The organism is Kitasatospora papulosa, assembly GCF_000717245.1.
Classification (GTDB): Bacteria; Actinomycetota; Actinomycetes; order Streptomycetales; family Streptomycetaceae; genus Streptomyces; species Streptomyces papulosus.
The window spans coordinates 44,582-61,886 of the sequence record NZ_JNYQ01000009.1 but is presented as its reverse complement, the minus strand read 5'-3'; the positions used below and the strand labels follow the sequence as shown (position 1 = coordinate 61,886).

Genomic DNA, 17,305 nt, shown 5'->3' with positions numbered 1-17,305 from the left:
CGGCCCCGCCCTCCCGGACCGCGAGCGGGGAGGGGGGCCCTCGTCGGAGCCCCCTCCCCTCAGGTCAGCGCCGCCGGAGCCGGACCACCGGAATGTCGCGGCCGGTCTTCGCCCGGTATGCCGCGTACCGGGGGAAGACCTCCACCAGGTGCGGCCACACCCGCTCCTTCTCCTCGGGCGGGAGCGTCTCGGCGAGCGCGGGGAAACGCTCCGTGCCGACCCGGACGTCCACCTCGGGACCGTCCAGGAGGTTCAGGTACCAGAGGGGATGGCTGTCCGAGCCGCCGTTCGACCCCACGATCAGGTAGTCGTCGCCGTCCCGCCCGTACATCAGCACGGTCCGCCGCCGGATCCCGCTGCGGCGGCCCACGTAGTCCAGCAGCAGACAGGGGACACCGAGCTGGGTGGTGCCCTTCGTCCCGCCCGACGACTCGTACAACTCGGCCTGCGCCGCCACCCAGGTGGCCGGGCTGTTCCGCACCGCCCCGTCCTGCTGCTCCGTCGCCATGAGCTCCCCGTCCTCCGTCAGACCCCGGTGCCCGTACGTCTGTACGTCCGCGCCCATGGTGTCACCCGCCGTCGCGGCGCGGCGGATTCGCACACCTGGCCGTCCCCCCTCCTCACGGGGGAACGGGGTCGGGAACAGCGGCCCGGAAGGCGTATAAAGGGTCCCTCCCGAGCAGCCGGCGTCCCCGATGGCCATCTCACCCCCCACGCGGCCGGCGTCACCGCGTACCGAGAGCGGAGGAGCGTCCCCATGAGCACCTCGGAAGAGATCAGCGCCTTGCTCGTCACCAGGTTCGGAACCGACCCGGCGGCCATCCGGCCCGAGGTGCCGCTCCGACAGCTGCGGCTGGACTCGCTCGCCCTGGAGGAGCTCCGGCTCCTCATCGAGGACCGGATGGACATCGATCTGGAGGACGTCGTCCTGTCGTCGCGCGACACGGTCGCCCATCTGGTCGCGGCCGTGCACAGCAAGGCCGGAGCGTGACGGCCCCGGGGCCGTTCGCCCGCAGGTCCGTGCGGCCGGGCGTCGAGCCGTTCAGCGCCGCGGTCACCGGCGTCGGCCTGGTCACCGCCGCCGGTGTCGGGACCGACGACGCCTGGCGGGGGGTGTGCGACACGGGGGTAGCCCCCTCCGTACCGCATCTGCCGGAACTCGACGGTCTGCCCTGCGACTTCATGTACACCGTCGACGGCCTGGACACGAAGGCCGCCCTCGGCATCGCCGCGCAGCGCCTGATGGACCGCTTCTCGCAACTGGCCGTGATCGCGGCCCGTGAAGCGGTCGCGGACGCCGGACTCGACCCCTCGGTCTGGGACAGCGGACGCGTCGCCGTCGTCATCGGCTCGGCCCACGGCGGACTGCCCTTCTACGACGAGCAGCACACCACCCTCACCGAGCGCGGCGCACGGCGCGTTTCCCCGAAACTCGCCCCGCTGAGCGTCGTCAACGGGGCCGCCAGCAGCGTCGCCATGGACCTCGGCGTGCACGGGCCGAGCCAAGCCGTGTCCACCGCCTGCTCGTCGGGGACCGTGGCCATCGGCACGGCCCACCAGATGCTCCGCGCCGGAGCCTGTGACATCGTCGTGGCGGGCGGAGCCGAATCGGTTCGCTCCCGGCTGCTGATCGCCAGCGCCTGTCAGATGCGGGCCGTCTCCACCCGCCGTGACGACCCCCTGGCCGCCTGCCGCCCCTTCGACACGCACCGCGACGGGTTCGTGGTGGGCGAGGGTGCCGGCCTCCTCGTCATGGAGCGGCCCGAGCACGCCCGCGCCCGCGGTGCCACCGTCCGCGCCCGGGTCGCCGGCTACGGGGCCTCCAGCGACGCCCACTCCGCCGTCGCCCCCGACCCCGACGGCCTCGGCATCGAGCGCGCGCTGCGCACCGCCCTGGCCGACGCGGACGTCGACCCCACCGACATCGGCCATGTCAACGCCCACGGCACGTCGACCGTCGCCAACGACCTCATCGAGGCGACGATGCTGCGCCGCGTCCTCGGCGAACACCCCCTCGTCACCTCGACGAAGGCCATGACCGGACACACCCTGGGCGCCGCGGGCGGGATCGAGGCCGCCCTGACCGTCCTGGCACTCCAGCACCAGCTGGTCCCGCCGACCGGCAACCTCGACGCCCCCGACCCGGCGATCCCCGTCGACGTGGTGAGCAAGGAGGCCCGGCGCGCGGTGTTCGACTGCGCCGTCAAGACCTCGCTCGGCTTCGGCGGGCACAACGCGGCGCTCGTGCTCACCAGGGCCTGACGGGAAGCGAGGAGCACCGTGCCCGAGGAGATCATCCGCTCGCTGACCGTGGACGGACTGCGGTACGGCTACCGCCTGCTGCCCCGCGACCCGGCCGCCGGCGGGACCCGCACCACCGAACCGGTACTCGTCATCGGCGGCGCGCTGCAAGGCATGTTCGGCTGGCCCCAGATGGACGACCACCTGGGCCCGGTGGCCGACGTGGTGACCGCCGATCTTCCCGGCATGGGCTCGGCGGACCCCCTGCCGCCCGGCCCCAGCGCCCCGGTCCTGCGCGCGGCGGTCACCGGGATCATCGACGACCTCGGTGCCTCCCGGATCAATCTCTTCGGCTTCTCCTACGGCGCGGCCATCGCCTTCGGCTGCGCGCGCCACGACCCGCGGCGCGTCGCCCGGCTCGTCCTCGGGGGTGTCCCCACCCACATCGGTGAGGACCAGCGCGCCTACTGGCTCCGGGCGACCCAGGCCCTGGAGCGGGGCGACGCCGAGGGCTTCGCGTCGCAGGCGGCCGACGGGCTGATGTGCCTGGACCCGGAACGGCACGTGCACCGCAGGGAACTGGCGCGGCGCTACGTGCGGCGCTCCTTCCTGCACGCGCTCGCCCACTCGGAGCACGCAGCCGCGTCCCTGCGGCGCGCGCTCGGCGACCGGCCGGACTTCTCCGGCGGGCTCTCGGGCGTACCGGCGCTGGTGTTCGCCGGGGAGCACGACACGGTGACACCGCCCGAGCTGCAGCGGGAGTTCGCCGGGACGATCGAGGGGAGCCGCTTCCTCACGCTTCCGGAGTCGGACCACTGGGTCGTGCTGGAGCGGTCCGACGAGGTCGCCGACCTGGTGACCCGCTTCTTCACGGACCAGCCGCTCGGCCCGGACCCCGTCACCCGGCTGCCGCACCAGACGCAGGGCACCCGGGCCGAGCAGCCCGCCCGGCCCGCGCCGGGCATGTGCCGCGTTCCCGGGCCGCAGCTCTCGCGGGGCGCGGAGGTCACTCCAGAGGAATCCACACCCGCATCGCCCCCGCCCCCCGGTTCGCCCACACCGCGTACGGCACCGCTGTGAGGTCGCCCGCTCGCACGACCGTGACGCCGCCGAGCAGCCAGGGGCGGTGCTCCGCTTCGAGAGCGGTGCTCGCGTCGAGCAGCACCTCGTCCAGCCTGCGGGGCTGGTCCGCCGACTCCAGGCAGTGGACGAGCGGGCCGAACTCGACGGCGGCACAGCCGCGTACGGCGTCGACGCGGGGGTCGGGCCGGGTGAGCCGGGGCCGCAGCCGCAGATCCAGGACGACCCGCTCGCCCCGCTGCCACCGGCGGCGGACCCGCAGCCACCCCGTCCCGACCGGTTCTCCGTCGAGCGTGGCGTCCGACGCCCACGCGGGGACCCGGAGCGACAGCGTCCAGTCGCCGGCCTCCCCGGCGGTCACCGCGATCCGGCCGTCCCACGGGTAGTCGGTCTCGACGGACACCCGACCGTAGACACCGGTCGCGTACTGGTGCAGCTGCACGCCGTCGTCGTCCTCGGAGGCCATGTAGTGGGGCAGCGAGGCCAGCAGCCGCATGGCGTTCGGCGGGCAGCAGGCGCAGCGGAACCACGGGGTGCGCCGCGCCGACTGGTCGTCGCGGTGTCCTTCGTAGTCCTCGCGCACCTGGAGCGGGTTGACGTACAGCCAGCTGTCGCCGTCCAGGCCGCACCCGGCGGCGAAGCCGTTGAACAGGGTGCGCTCGACCAGGTCGGAGTAGCGGGCCTCGCCGGTGAGCAGGGCCAGGCGCCAGCTCCACTGCACGGAGGCGATCGCCGCGCAGGTCTCGTTGTACGCCCGGTCCGGCGGGAGTTCGTACGGGTCGCCGAAGGACTCCAGTTCGTGCCGGGAGCCCAGGCCGCCGGTGAGCGACGTCTTCGACTCCGTCATGGCGTCCCAGAGCCGCACGGCCGTCTCCCGCAGCGCGGCGTCCCCGGTCTCGGCGGCGAGATCGGTGACCCCGGCCAGCAGGTACAGCTGACGCACCGCGTGCCCGGTGACCGTCCGCGCGTCCCGCACGGGGACGTGGTCCTGCCAGTAGCCGGCACCGGGGAAGTTCTTCTCGCCGTCGCCCAGCAGGCCGTGGCCCCGCCGGTCGACGAAGCGGGAGGCCAGGTCCAGCCAGCGCCTTTCCCCCGTCTCCCGGTACAGCTCGACCAGCGCGGTCTCGATCTCCGGGTGGCCGCAGACCCCGTCGACGGACCCGCCGGGGCCGAACACCGTGTCGATGTGAGCGGCGAAGCGCCGGGCCACGTCCAGGAGTCCGGTGCCGCCGGTGGCACGGTGATGAGCCACAGCGGCCTGCACGAGATGCCCGGCGCAGTAGAGCTCGTGTCCCCAGTCGAGTTCCTTCCACCGGCGGCCGGGCCGGGCGACCTGGTAGTACGTCTGCAGATAGCCGTCGTCGTCCTGGGCGGCGGCGAGCAGGGCGATCAGCGCCTCGGTGTCCGCGCGGAGCCGTTCGCCACCGGGTGTCCCGGCGAGCTGCCAGGACGCCGCTTCGAGCCACTTGTGGACATCGGAGTCCTGGAAGGGGAAGTCGCCGGCGAAGTCGTCCGTGCCGTCGGCCGCCGCCCGCAGATTGCCGAGGTTCCCGGCGTCCTCGAGCCTGCGGGGTCCCTGCGGGATGCTGACGTCGGCGTTGGTGCGGCGTCTGGCGGCCCAGAAGCCACCGGTGATCCGGGCGCGGCCGACGGGGCGCAGCGCGGTCCGTGCGGAGGGGGACGGGCGTACCGGCCCCGTGGGGCCGGAGGTTCCGGCCGGTGGAGCGGCCTCGGCAGTCATGCGGGGGAGGGTAGCGATACGGCCGGTCGAACGGACGCGGGTCCGGGTGGCGGCCCCGGCCGGGGCCGCCACCCGGGCGGGTCAGTGCCGGTGGCCCTTGCCCTTCACGTCGATGCGCACGATCTGCGGGTCGTGGTCGCTCGCCTGGTCGGCGAACTCGGCGTTGATGTGCACCACGTCGTAGTCGAAGCGGCTGACGGCGGGGCTGGTCAGGATGTGGTCCAGCGTCTGCGAGTTGCCGTCGTAGACGTAGCTGTACTGCTCACCCGCGGGCAGCGTGGTGATCAGCGGCCGGAGGACCTTGCCCGCGGTCAGCGTCTTCACGGTGGGGGAGAAGGCGAAGTCGTTCAGGTCGCCGAGCGTGACGATCCGGGCCGACTTGTCCGCCTTCAGCAGCGAGGTGACGAAGGTGTTCACTTCCGCCGCCTGCCGGACCCGCTGTGTCTCCGAACTGCGCGCCGGCTCCTGGTAGCGGCCGTGCAGGGACTGGTCGCCGCCCTTGGACGCGAAGTGGTTGGCGATGACGAAGACCGACTCGCCACGGAAGCGGAACTCGCCCACCAGCGGCTTGCGGCTGCTGTCCCAGGCCGTGCTCGTGGGGTTGATCCGGCCGGGCGACACGGAGAGCGTGGCGCCCTTCTTCGTCTTCACCGCCTGCACGGCGGTCGTCGCGTCACCGCCCGGGCGGTCCACGAAGTCCACCCGGTCGGGGTTGAAGAGGAAGACGTTACGGATGTTGCCACCGGGCTCGCCGCCGTCCCGGCCGTCCTCGGGGGCCACGTAGCGCCAGGCGTAGCGGGGGCCGCCCGCCGCGACGATCGCGTCGGTGAAGCGCTTCAGGGTCGCCTCGGAACCCACGGTGCCGTCGTTCACCGCACCGTTGTCGTCCTGGATCTCCTCCAGGGACACGACGTCCGCGGACGATAGGCTGACGGCCACGCCGTGGGCGAGCGTGTCGAACTTGGCCTGCTCGTCCTTCGCGTCGAGGTTCTCGACGTTGTAGGTGGCGACGGCGAGTTCCTTGCGCTTCTGCTTCCGCGTGACCTCGCGCTTCAGGCCGTTGTCCTTCAGCGTGCCGAGCTCGGTGGCCTGCACGTTGTAGCCGCCGTACGAGGCGTAGTCGACGATGCCGGTGGTGGGGCCGGACAGCACGTCGCCGACGTTCGCGTCCGGGACCGGCTGCGAGGCGTCCAGCGACATCACCTTGAGGCGGCCGGTGTTCTGGTCCTCGTAGGAGGCGTACAGGGTGCCGCCGCGCCGGGTCGGGTTCTCCCGCGGTTTCACCGTCACCCAGACCTCGTCGTACGCGGTCGTGGCGCCCGTCACCCGGGTGTCGGCCATCGTGACGCGGGTGCCCTCGAGGGACTCGTACAGATCGAGGGCGTACGCCGACGGGTCGAGGGCCAGGGCCTCGATCGAACCGCCGCCCGCCGTCGGGACATAGGCGTCGGGCACCGAGGAGGCGTCGAGGACGACGGCCGGCGGCAGGGCGTTGCCCGACGACAGGACCGTGGTCAGCGGGGCGGTGATCTGGGTGAGCGACTGGGCACCGGTGGCCGGGTAGTACTCGGCGACCTTGCCGCTGACCAGCACCGAGTCGCCGACGGCGACCGTGGGTGCGGCGGAACCGGTGTAGACGAACACGCCCTCGCTGGTGCGGGGGTCGGAGTCCGGCGCGGTGTCCTGGATCCAGAAGCCGCGCGAACCGGAGGTGCGCACGCCGGTGACGACGCCCGGGACCCCGGTGACCTGCTGTCCGGCGAGCGGGGAGAGACGGGTCGTGCCCTGGATGTCGTGCACGCGCACCGTGCCGGGCTCCGTCGGCCCGCCGGGCTCGCCCGGTCCGGACCCGCCGGAGGTCTGACCGGCGGAGTTGACGGGGGTCGGGGCGCCCGAGGCCAGGTCGGCGGCGTTGTCGTCGGTGTCCGCGAGCGTCGCCCCGCGCGCCACGGAGGCGGTGGCGGAGGCGCCCGTGACGGGACCGCTGCCCTCGCGCACGACCGCGGAGCCGTAGCCGACGAGGTCCACGATCCGGCTGTCGGCGGCGCAGTCCGCGGCGGTCCTGCAGCTCAGCGGCGTGGTGCCGGAGACGAGCGCGACGGTGCCGCTCGACGCGGACATCGCGACCGTGCCGGTCGCGTCGGCGGCCGGAAGCGCCACCGTGCCGCCGCTGCCCGCGGCCTGGGCGACGAGGTAGCGGCCGCCCGGCGCGACGGAGCCGGACAGCTCGGAGACCTGCCACAGCGATCCGGCGGAAGGCGTGCCCGGCAGGTACTGGACGCTGAAACCGGACAGGCCGAAGGCGCTCCCGCCGGCGTTGGCCAGCTCGATGTAGTCACGGGTGAGCGTCGCACCGGAGTTGCCGCCGCCGCCGTACACCTCGGAGATGACGGCCGACGAGGACGGTGCCGCGAAGGCGGCGGGCAGCGCGGTCACCGAGAGGGTCACGGCGACGGCGGTGGCCAGCAGGGCGGAGCCGGGTCTGGCTATGTGCACGGGAACTGCCCCCAAATGTGTAGTGAGAGGCCAAAAACTATGCGCGTAGACCAGTCGTGGCAAGAGACCGGAGGTTAATTCCGGGCGTCATTACCCCGCTTTCGCGCCGTAGTTCGGCCCCGGCGCCGGCCCGCCGCACTCCACCGCGGACCGGGGCCTTCCTCGCCGGCCGGCCGGTTCGGCGAGGCCCCAGGAACCACGGAGCGGCTCCCGCTCGCACGCGTACTCGCGGCAGGCGGCGCCCACCTCGTTCCACGGCACGCCGTTGCCGACCGCCGGAGGGGCCCCGCACGCCGGCCCGTAGGCCGGGGGGCCGTGCTACGGGGCCGACGACGGCGGAGCCGGATACACCGCCAGCGAGAACGTGTGCCCGGCCGGGTCGTTGTACACCCGGACGTCGCGCACACCGCCGTTGCTGTCCCCCGTGTCCACGGGCCGGGCGCCGAGGCCTATCGCCTCGCGCTCGGCCTCGTCCATGTCCTCGGGGCCCACCAGTATGCGCAGATGCGCCTGGAGGGAGTCCTCCGGGCGCGGCCAGCTCGGTGGTGCGTAGCCGTGGTCGCGGCGGACGGCCAGGTGCACACCGGTGTTCCCGACGATCTCGACGAAGTCCGGATCGCTGCCGATCCGGGTCTCCGCGTCGAGGAGGTTCGCATAGAAGTCCGCGAGCTCGAGAGGCTCGGCACAGTCCAGGACCAGAACGCTCGTTTTCCCGACAGTCATGTCCCACCGTTACCCCCGATGGGACACGGCACGCCGGAACGACGCCGTCCGCCTCCGACGAGGGCGCGCCGCCCGGCGCACGGCGCGCCCGGGAGGAGGACCGGACGGACGCGAACTAGGGTGCGGAGCATGGCAGAGAGCACGGAGCACCAGGCCACGGGCGCGCCCGGCACCGGCCCCTCCGACCCCCGTCGCTGGCGTGCACTCGGCGTCTGCCTGGTGGCGGGCTTCATGACGCTGCTGGACGTCTCCATCGTCAATGTGGCGCTGCCGTCCATCAAGGAGGGCCTCGACACCCCGGAGTCGGACCTCCAGTGGGTGCTGTCCGGCTACGCGCTCGCCTTCGGTCTCGTCCTGATCCCCGGCGGGCGCCTGGGTGACGCACGGGGCCGGCGCGCGGTGTTCATGGCGGGCCTCGTCCTCTTCACCCTGGCCTCCGCGGCCTGCGGTGCCGCCCAGTCGAGCCTCTGGCTGGTCGTCGCCCGGCTCCTCCAGGGGGCGGCGGGCGGACTGCTCTCGCCCCAGATCTCCGCGCTGATCCAGCAGATGTTCTCCGGACGGGAGCGCGGCCGGGCCTTCGGCATGTTCGGCACCGTGGTCGGCATCTCCACCGCCGTCGGCCCGCTCCTGGGCGGAGTCCTGATCCAGGTGGCCGGGGCGGAGGAAGGCTGGCGCTGGGTGTTCTACGTCAACCTGCCGATCGGCGTCGTCTGCCTCCTGCTCGCCCGGCGGCTGCTCCCCGACACACCGTCGGCGACTCGGGTGCGCCCCCGCGACCTGGACCCCGTGGGCGTCCTGCTGCTCGGGGCCGGGGTCCTTGCGCTGCTGCTGCCGTTCGTCCAGGCCCAGCAGTGGCCGGGCGATGGGAAGTGGCTGCTCCTGGTGGTGGCCGCGGTCCTGCTCGCCGCGTTCGTCGCCTGGGAGTCCCGCTGCGCGCGGAGGAACGTCCAGCCGGTGCTGAACCTGTCACTCTTCCGGCTCAGGTCCTTCTGGCTGGGCTGTCTGATGATCCTGCTGTACTTCGCCGGCTTCACCTCGATCTTCTTCATCAGCACGCTCTACCTCCAAGCCGGTCTGCACTACAGCGCCCTGGAGGCCGGTCTCGCGATCACCCCGTTCGCCCTGGGTGCGGGCGCGTCGGCGACCATCGGCGGCCGGCTCGTCGGCCGCTTCGGGCGGCCCCTCATCGTCGTGGGGCTCACCATGGTGGCCGTCGGACTCGGACTCACCGCACTGGCCGCGCACCTGGTGCCGGGCAGGGGCGCGGGGCTCGCGATGGCGGCTCCCCTGCTGCTCGCCGGCCTGGGCAGCGGGCTCGTCATCGCGCCGAACCAGACCCTCACCCTCTCCGAGGTACCGGTCGACAACGCGGGCAGCGCGGGGGGCACCCTCCAGACCAGCCAGCGTGTCGGCTCGTCCATCGGGATCGCCGCCGTCGGCTCCGTCTTCTTCGCCCGGCTGGGGCCCGGTGACTGGGCGGCGGCCTACGACCACGGGCTCCTCGTCTCCGTCGCGTTCGTCCTCGCGGGGCTGATCGTGGCTCTCGCGGACGTCGCGGCGGGCAGACGGGGAAGGAGACGTCCTGAGACGTCCGAAGCCACCGAAGCCCTCAGGAGGACACCATGAGCGACACCGGGGACCAGGACGGGAACCGCTCGTACGGCCGCAAGCCCTTCAAGCGCTCCCGCAGCCACTTCGCCGACCGCATCACCGCCGACGGCCGCGACGGCTGGCCCGTCGAGGCCGGGCGCTACCGCCTGGTCGTCAGCCGGGCCTGCCCCTGGGCGAGCAGGGCCCTGGTCTCCCGACGGCTGCTCGGACTGGAGCCGTCCCTCTCCCTGGCCGTCGCGGATCCCCTCCAGGACGACCGCAGCTGGCGCTTCACCCTCGACGAGGACGGCAAGGACCCGGTGCTCGGGATCGGCTACCTGAGCGAGGCCTACGAGGCACGGGAACACGGCTACCCCGGCGGGGTCAGTGTGCCCGCGATCGTCGACGTACCGACCCGGTCCCTGGTCACCAACGACTACCAGCAGATCACGCTGGACCTGGCCACCGAATGGACCGGGCTGCACCGCCCCGGTGCCCCCGACCTGTATCCGGAGCGGCTGCGCGACGAGATCGACAGCGTGATGGAAGGCGTCTACAAGGACGTCAACAACGGGGTCTACCGGGCGGGTTTCGCCGCCGGGCAGGGCGAGTACGAGGCCGCCTACGTCGATGTCTTCCGCCGCCTCGACCTGCTCTCCGAGCGTCTGGCCGGGCAGCGCTACCTGGTCGGGGACACGATCACCGAGGCCGACATCCGGCTGTTCACCACGCTGGTCCGCTTCGACGCCGTCTACCACGGCCACTTCAAGTGCAACCGTTCGAAACTCGCCGAGGACCGCGTCCTGTGGGCGTACGTCCGGGACCTGTACCAGACCCCCGGCTTCGGCGACACCGTCGACTTCGACCACATCAAGCGGCACTACTACCAGGTGCACACCGGTATCAACCCGACCGGCATCGTGCCGCTCGGCCCGGACCTGGCGGGGTGGCTCACCCCGCACCACCGGGAGCAGCTGGGCGGCCGGCCGTTCGGCGACGGCACGCCGCCCGGCCCGGTGCCGCCGGGCGAGGAGGTCCCGGCGCGCGGGCGCCCCTGAGAGGTCACCTCACCCGTGACGGCGCAGGCTGGGCCGTCGCCAGCGGTGTCCGGGCGAGGACGACGCAGCCGACGGTGACCAGAGCCACGCCGGTCAGCTGGGGCAGCAGCCACCACCCGGTCCGCAGCTCCTCGCCGAACAGCGTCACCCCGTAGGTGATGCTGATCAGCGCGTCCCCGAGCGTCAGCATCGGCTGCACCGCCACCAGCGAACCGGCCTGCAACGCGTTCTGGAGCAGGAACAGCGCCCCGACGCCGGCCGCCGCGGTGGCGTAGAGCTGCCACGCCGTCATCAGACCGACCACGCCGTCGGCGTCCAGCCGGGACATGGCGTCCTTCATCAGTGCCGCGGTCAGCGCGTACCCGCACGCCGCGGCCAGCCCCAGCAGGGCGGCCCGGGCGTTGCCCCTGGTGCCGAGCGCCGCGGCGATCAGCGCGGCCTCGAAGGCGCCCGTCGCCACCAGCGCGGGGATCCAGACCGTCCCCTCGACGTCCTCGCTGCCGCCGACCGGCGCGGCCGCGGCCATGCCGAGGGCCAGACCCGCCGTCACGGCGGCCACCCCGTACCAGACCTGGCGCGTCACCCCGACCCGCATGACGAACCCGGCGACGACCAGAGCGGCGGGCAGCTCGATCACGAAGATCGGCTGGACCACGGCGATGGGCCCCGTCGCCAGCGCGACGGCCTGGCAGACCGCCGCGACGATCACGAGACCGATGCCGGCGAGCCACACCTTCTGCCGCAGCAGATGCCCGATCAGCGACAGGCGCATCGCCGCGCTGTCGGGCACGTCCAGGGCGGCACGGCGCTGCAGCACCGAGGCGGTGCCGTTGCTGAGAGCGGTCAGGACGGCGAACAGGACACTGATCACCGCCCCATCATGGGGGCCGGACCCTTCCCGTCCGCGGTGCCGCGGACCGTGGGGGTGTCGCCGGTAGCGCCACCGTGCCGCGGGAGCCCGCGTACGCTGCGGACCATGGCCGCCACGAACACTCCCGTGCTCTCCACCCGTGCGCTCAACAGGGCCACACTGGAGCGGCAGTTGCTGCTGCGCCGGGCCGCCGTCCCGGTGCGGGAAGCCGTCGGCCGGCTGGTCGGCCTGCAGGCCCAGAACACCAGGCCTCCGTACTTCCAGCTCTTCTCCCGGCTGGACGGCTTCGACCCGGCCGCGCTCTCGGCGCTGATGGAATCGCGCGAGGTGGTCAGGATCGTCACCCTCCGGTCCACCATCCACACCCACACCGCCGAGGACGCCCTCACCCTGCGCCCCCTGGTGCAGCCCGCGCGGGACAGGGAACTGCACATGTTCCGGAGCGGGCTCACGGGTGTGGACCTGGACCGGCTCGCCTCGCTCGCCCGGGAGCTCGTCGAGGAACGGCCTCGCACCATGAAGGAGTTGCGGGAGGAACTGCTCGTCCACTGGCCCGACGCGGACCCCCGCGCACTCGCCGTCGCCGCCCGGTGCCGGCTGCCGCTGGTCCAGGTCACCCCGCGCGGGCTCTGGGGCCGCAGCGGGCAGGTGGCGCTGACGACCGCCGAGCACTGGCTGGACCGCCCTCCGCAGCCGGCGGCCACCCCCGACGCGACCGTGCTGCGCTATCTCCGGGCGTTCGGACCTGCCTCGGTGAAGGACATGCAGACGTGGGCCGGGCTCACCCGGATGCGCGAGGTGTTCGACCGCCTGCGGCCCGGTCTCGTCACCTTCCGCGACGAGCACGGAGTCGAACTCTTCGACCTGCCCGACGCCCCGCGCCCGGACCCCGGGACACCGGCACCGGCGCGCTTCCTGCCCGAGTTCGACAACCTGCTGCTCGGGCACGCCGACCGGACCCGGGTGATCCCACCCGCCTTCAAGGGGCGCAACGGTGTGGGCAACCAGTCCTACGGAACCGTCCTCGCCGACGGCTTCCTGGCCGCGCTCTGGCGGCTCGACGCGACCGGGGACACCGCGGTCGTCACCGTCCAGGCCCTGGGCCGGCTCGACCGGGCCACCCGTGAGGAGATCACCCGGGAGGCCGTGGAGCTGCTGACGGTGATGTCACCGGCGCCCGCGTACGACGTCCGGTTCGCCACGTTCGTCGACTTCGAGGACTGAGCCGCACCGCCCCCGGCGGGCCGGTGCGTGCGTGCCTACGGCAGCAGCCCCGCGCGGCGTGCCGCCACCACCGCCTCCAGCCGCGTGTGCGCCCCCAGCTTCCGCATCGCCGAGCGCAGATAGCTCTTCACCGTCTCCGGCCGCAGCCCCAGACGTTCGGCCGCCGCGGCGTTCGTCGCACCCGACGCGACGCAGGCGACCACGTCCACCTCGCGGGGCGCCAGCCGTGACCGCCCGGCCGCCGGACCCCGCTCCGGCCCCGAGGCCGAGGCGAGCCGCCCGCACACCGCCAGCAGTTCGTCGCGCAGCACCGGATCCACGATCCGCGGGGCCAGGGCGCGCAGCTCGCGGTGCGCCTCGCGGACGTCCTCCCAGGTGCCGGGACCCGCGCCCGGGTCACTGACCTGCTCCCGGGTGGCCGCCAGGAGCCGCTGCACCTCGTCCCGGACGGCCAGGGCCTGTTCCACGTCCCGGGCGGCGGAGGCCGCCACGTCGAACGTACGGTCGCCGAGGGTGAGGGGCTCGCGCAGGGCCCCGTACAGCACACCGCGCACGGTCCGGCGCACGACGACCGGCACCGCGACGACCGAACGCAGGCCCTCCGCCGCCACCGCCGTGTCGTACTCGTGGCTGATGTGGCGCGACGAGGGGTAGTCCGAGACCGCGCACGGCCGCGCCAGGGCGATCGCCTTGCCGCCCAGACCGCTCCCCGACGAGATGACGAGCCCGCGCAGGGCCGAGGTCCGCGCCCCGCTCAGCTCGGCGATCGGGGCGTGCCGGGCGTCGGACGACAGCCCGCCGAAGACGACCGGCAGCCCGCTCGTGCGGCGCAGCCTGAGCAGGGCCGTCCGCAGCTCGGTGGCCTCGCCCGGTTCCGGCACGCCGATGACTCCCCGCTCCTGTCGGCCCACCCCCGTTCGGGGGTGGTGAGATCTGGGTCACTGTTCACATGATGTTAAAGGACGGGTTCGCGACGAGGAGGGCACATGCCGGCAACGAGTGCGACGGAGACGTTCCGGGCGGCCCGGGACTTCCTGATCGAGCACCGTGAGGACTACGCCACGGCGTACGCGGGCTTCAGCTGGCCCCGGCCCGACTACTTCAACTGGGCGCTCGACTGGTTCGACGTCATCGCCGCGGACAACGACCGCACCGCCCTGCACATCGTGGAGGAGGACGGCGGCCGCACCGAGGTCTCGTTCGCCCGGATGGCGGCCCGCTCCGACCGGGCCGCGAACTGGCTGCGGGACCAGGGCGTGGCCGCGGGCGACCGGATCCTCGTCATGCTCGGAAACCAGGTCGAGCTGTGGGAGACGGCGCTGGCCGCGATGAAGCTGCGCGCCGTCGTCATCCCCGCCACTCCGCTGCTGGGGCCCGCCGACCTGCGCGACCGGGTCGGGCGCGGCAAGGTCCGGCACGTCCTCGTGCGGTCGGCGGACACCGCCAAGTTCGACGAGGTGCCCGGCGACTACACCCGGATCGCCGTCGGCGACGACGTCGACGGCTGGCTCTCCTACAGCGGGGCCGACGAGGCGCCGGAGACCTTCACCCCGGACCGGGAGACGGATGCCGGGGAGCCCCTGATGCTCTACTTCACCTCGGGCACCACCGCCAGCCCCAAGCTCGTCGAGCACACCCATGTCTCTTATCCCGTGGGCCACTTGTCGACGATGTACTGGATCGGCCTCAAGCCCGGGGACGTCCATCTGAACATCTCCTCACCCGGCTGGGCGAAGCACGCCTGGTCGAACCTCTTCGCTCCGTGGAGCGCCGAGGCCACCGTCTTCATCTTCAACTACACCCGGTTCGACGCCGCCCGGCTCATGGCGGAGATGGACCGTTCGGCGGTCACCAGCTTCTGCGCCCCGCCGACGGTGTGGCGAATGCTCATCCAGGCCGATCTGACGCAGTTGAGGACGCCGCCGCGCGAGGTCGTCGCGGCCGGCGAGCCGCTCAACCCCGAGGTGATCGAGAGCGTGCGGCGGGCCTGGGGCGTCACGATCCGGGACGGCTTCGGGCAGACGGAGACCGCCGTGCAGGTGGCCAACACACCGGGACAGCTCCTCAAGGCGGGTTCCATGGGGCGGCCCAGCCCCGGTTTCGCTGTCGAGCTCCTGGACCCGGTCACCGGTGAACCGGGCGCGGCGGAGGGCGAGATCTCCCTCGACCTGGCAGCCGCCCCCGTCGGGCTGATGACGGGATACCACGGGGACCCCGACCGCACGGCCGAGGCCATGGCGGGCGGCTACTACCGCACGGGTGACATCGGCGCGCGGGACGAGGACGGCTACATCACCTACGTCGGCCGGGCCGACGACGTCTTCAAGGCGTCCGACTACAAGATCTCCCCGTTCGAGCTGGAGAGCGCCCTGCTGGAGCACGAGGCGGTCGCCGAGGCCGCGGTCGTGCCCGCGCCCGACCCGGTGCGGCTGTCCGTCCCGAAGGCGTACGTGGTGCTGGCCGAGGGCTGGGAGCCGGGGCCCGACACCGCCAAGGTGCTGTTCGAGCACTCCAGGTCGGTCCTCGCCCCGTACAAGCGCATCCGCCGGCTGGAGTTCGCCGAGCTGCCCAAGACCGTCTCCGGGAAGATCCGCAGGATCGAGCTGCGCGAGCGCACGGCGCAGGGGACCGGCACCGAGTTCGACGAGGGGGACCTGCGATGAGCGGCCTGTCCTACGCACACGGCACCGGCGACACCCCGCTGCTCGGCGACACCATCGGACGCAACCTGGACCGGGCGGTCGAGGCGTTCGGGGAGCGTGAGGCACTGGTCGACGTGGTGTCCGGACGCCGCTGGACGTACACCGAGTTCGGTGCGGCCGTCGAGGAACTGGCCCGCGGGCTGATGGCATCCGGTGTGGCCAAGGGCGACCGGGTCGGCATCTGGGCCCTCAACTGCCCGGAATGGGTCCTCGTCCAGTACGCCACGGCCCGCATCGGCGCCGTCATGGTCACCATCAATCCGGCCTACCGGGCCCACGAGCTGAGTTACGTGCTCGAACAGGCCGGGATCTCCCTGCTGGTCGCCTCGCTCGCCCACCGGACCAGCGACTACCGCGCGCTCGTCGAAGAGGTCCGCGCCGACTGCCCCGCACTGCGGTCCGTCCACTACATCGGCGACCCTTCCTGGGACGAGCTCACGGCCGCCGCCGACACCGTCACGGCGGAGGAACTGGCTCTGCGGGAAGCCGGGTTGTCGTGCGACGACCCGATCAACATCCAGTACACCTCCGGGACCACCGGGTTCCCCAAGGGAGCCACGCTCTCCCACCACAACATCCTGAACAACGGCTACTTCGTCGGCGAGATGGTCGCCTACACCGAGGAGGACCGGGTCTGTCTGCCCGTGCCCTTCTACCACTGCTTCGGCATGGTCATGGGCAACCTCGGCATCACCTCGCACGGTGCCTGCATCGTGATCCCCGCACCGGCCTTCGAGCCCGCCGCCGTGCTGGCCGCCGTCGAGCGGGAACGCTGCACCTCGCTCTACGGCGTGCCCACGATGTTCATCGCGGAGCTCGCACTCCCCGGCTTCGCCTCGTACGACCTCTCGTCGCTGCGCACCGGGATCATGGCCGGCTCGCCCTGCCCCGTCGAGGTGATGAAGAGGGTCGTGGCCGAGATGCACATGGACGAGGTGTCCATCTGCTACGGCATGACGGAGACCTCGCCCGTCTCCACCCAGACCCGCCGGGACGACGACCTGGAGCGCCGGACGGGCACGGTCGGCCGGGTCATGCCGCACATCGAGGTGAAGGTGATCGACCCGGTGACCGGAGTGACCCTGCCGCGCGGTGAGGCCGGTGAACTGTGCACCCGGGGCTACAGCGTGATGCTCGGCTACTGGGACCAGCCGGAGCGGACCGCCGAAGTCGTCGACGCGGGACGCTGGATGCACACGGGGGACCTCGCGGTGATGCGTGAGGACGGGTACGTGCAGATCGTCGGCCGGATCAAGGACATGATCATCCGTGGCGGGGAGAACGTCTATCCGCGCGAGATCGAGGAGTTCCTCCACGGCCACCCGAAGATCGTGGACGTCCAGGTGGTCGGGGTGCCCGACGCGCGGTACGGCGAGGAGATCCTGGCCTGCGTCATTCCCCTGGACCCGGCCGACCCGCCGACGCTCGACGAGTTGACGGTGTACTGCCGCGAGCGGCTCGCCCACTACAAGATTCCGCGTGAACTGAGGATCCTTCAGGCCTTCCCGATGACCGTCAGCGGCAAGGTCCGCAAGGTCGAACTGCGGGAGGGGTACGGGGCGTAGCCCGAGCCGGAGGG

The 17,305-nt window shown here is 72.7% G+C and carries 14 protein-coding genes; 8 read left to right on the top strand and 6 right to left on the bottom strand.

Features of this window, described 5'->3' with window-relative positions; all coding sequences use genetic code 11:
* Positions 1-64: 64 nt before the first annotated feature.
* Complete coding sequence (locus tag IA22_RS0122685; protein ID WP_030124666.1) at positions 65-508, bottom strand: nitroreductase family deazaflavin-dependent oxidoreductase; 444 nt, start codon at positions 506-508, stop codon at positions 65-67.
* A 249-nt stretch (positions 509-757) separates the two neighbouring features.
* Between IA22_RS0122685 and IA22_RS0122680 the strand changes: the two genes are divergently transcribed.
* The 3 genes from IA22_RS0122680 to IA22_RS0122670 are packed head-to-tail and all read left to right on the top strand — an operon-like array spanning position 758 to position 3,321.
* The gene (locus tag IA22_RS0122680; protein ID WP_014153210.1) at positions 758-991 is read left to right on the top strand and encodes an acyl carrier protein; all 234 of its coding nucleotides are present in this window, start codon (positions 758-760) and stop codon (positions 989-991) included.
* Positions 988-2,262 (top strand): beta-ketoacyl-[acyl-carrier-protein] synthase family protein, encoded by a 1,275-nt coding sequence (locus IA22_RS0122675; RefSeq protein WP_038272851.1) that lies wholly within the window; start codon positions 988-990, stop codon positions 2,260-2,262. The genes IA22_RS0122680 and IA22_RS0122675 overlap by 4 nt, the downstream gene beginning before the upstream one ends.
* Before the next feature lie 18 nt (positions 2,263-2,280).
* A complete protein-coding gene (locus IA22_RS0122670; RefSeq protein WP_030124664.1) occupies positions 2,281-3,321 on the top strand; it encodes an alpha/beta fold hydrolase in 1,041 nt (346 codons plus the stop codon).
* Here IA22_RS0122670 and IA22_RS0122665 read toward each other — a convergent pair.
* The 3 genes from IA22_RS0122665 to IA22_RS0122655 all read right to left on the bottom strand — a co-directional run bounded on the left by IA22_RS0122665 (position 3,248) and on the right by IA22_RS0122655 (position 8,281).
* Entirely contained in the window at positions 3,248-5,062 is a 1,815-nt protein-coding gene (locus tag IA22_RS0122665) for a glycoside hydrolase family 127 protein (RefSeq protein ID WP_030124663.1), read from the bottom strand. The genes IA22_RS0122670 and IA22_RS0122665 overlap by 74 nt on opposite strands.
* A gap of 81 nt (positions 5,063-5,143) precedes the next feature.
* Entirely contained in the window at positions 5,144-7,558 is a 2,415-nt protein-coding gene (locus IA22_RS0122660) for an endonuclease/exonuclease/phosphatase family protein (protein ID WP_030124662.1), read from the bottom strand.
* A 318-nt stretch (positions 7,559-7,876) separates the two neighbouring features.
* Positions 7,877-8,281 (bottom strand): VOC family protein, encoded by a 405-nt coding sequence (locus IA22_RS0122655; protein ID WP_014153206.1) that lies wholly within the window; start codon positions 8,279-8,281, stop codon positions 7,877-7,879.
* Between the two features lie 129 nt (positions 8,282-8,410).
* Here IA22_RS0122655 and IA22_RS0122650 point away from each other — a divergent pair, with 129 nt between their 5' ends.
* Together IA22_RS0122650 and IA22_RS0122645 are read left to right on the top strand one after the other, a co-directional pair.
* Positions 8,411-9,907, top strand: coding sequence for an MFS transporter (locus IA22_RS0122650; protein ID WP_014153205.1), 1,497 nt, complete (start codon positions 8,411-8,413; stop codon positions 9,905-9,907).
* Positions 9,904-10,929 carry a glutathione S-transferase family protein gene (locus IA22_RS0122645; RefSeq protein ID WP_014153204.1) on the top strand — a complete coding sequence of 342 codons (1,026 nt, stop codon included), beginning with the start codon at positions 9,904-9,906 and terminating at the stop codon, positions 10,927-10,929. Before IA22_RS0122650 ends, IA22_RS0122645 begins: the two co-directional genes overlap by 4 nt.
* 4 nt (positions 10,930-10,933) lie before the next feature.
* Here IA22_RS0122645 and IA22_RS0122640 read toward each other — a convergent pair whose 3' ends face one another.
* Positions 10,934-11,800, bottom strand: coding sequence for a DMT family transporter (locus IA22_RS0122640; protein WP_030124661.1), 867 nt, complete (start codon positions 11,798-11,800; stop codon positions 10,934-10,936).
* A gap of 105 nt (positions 11,801-11,905) precedes the next feature.
* On the opposite strand from IA22_RS0122640, the gene IA22_RS0122630 reads away from it, so the two are divergent.
* Positions 11,906-13,024 (top strand): winged helix DNA-binding domain-containing protein, encoded by a 1,119-nt coding sequence (locus IA22_RS0122630; protein WP_030124660.1) that lies wholly within the window; start codon positions 11,906-11,908, stop codon positions 13,022-13,024.
* Positions 13,025-13,059: 35 nt separating this feature from the next.
* Here the strand turns inward: IA22_RS0122630 and IA22_RS0122625 are convergent, their stop codons facing one another.
* Positions 13,060-13,905 carry a response regulator transcription factor gene (locus IA22_RS0122625; RefSeq protein ID WP_030124659.1) on the bottom strand — a complete coding sequence of 282 codons (846 nt, stop codon included), beginning with the start codon at positions 13,903-13,905 and terminating at the stop codon, positions 13,060-13,062.
* Positions 13,906-14,010: 105 nt separating this feature from the next.
* Here IA22_RS0122625 and IA22_RS0122620 point away from each other — a divergent pair, with 105 nt between their 5' ends.
* Positions 14,011-15,687, top strand: coding sequence for an AMP-binding protein (locus tag IA22_RS0122620; protein WP_030124658.1), 1,677 nt, complete (start codon positions 14,011-14,013; stop codon positions 15,685-15,687).
* Positions 15,684-17,291, top strand: coding sequence for an AMP-binding protein (locus IA22_RS0122615; protein ID WP_014153199.1), 1,608 nt, complete (start codon positions 15,684-15,686; stop codon positions 17,289-17,291). Before IA22_RS0122620 ends, IA22_RS0122615 begins: the two co-directional genes overlap by 4 nt.
* The last annotated feature ends 14 nt before the right edge of the window (positions 17,292-17,305 follow it).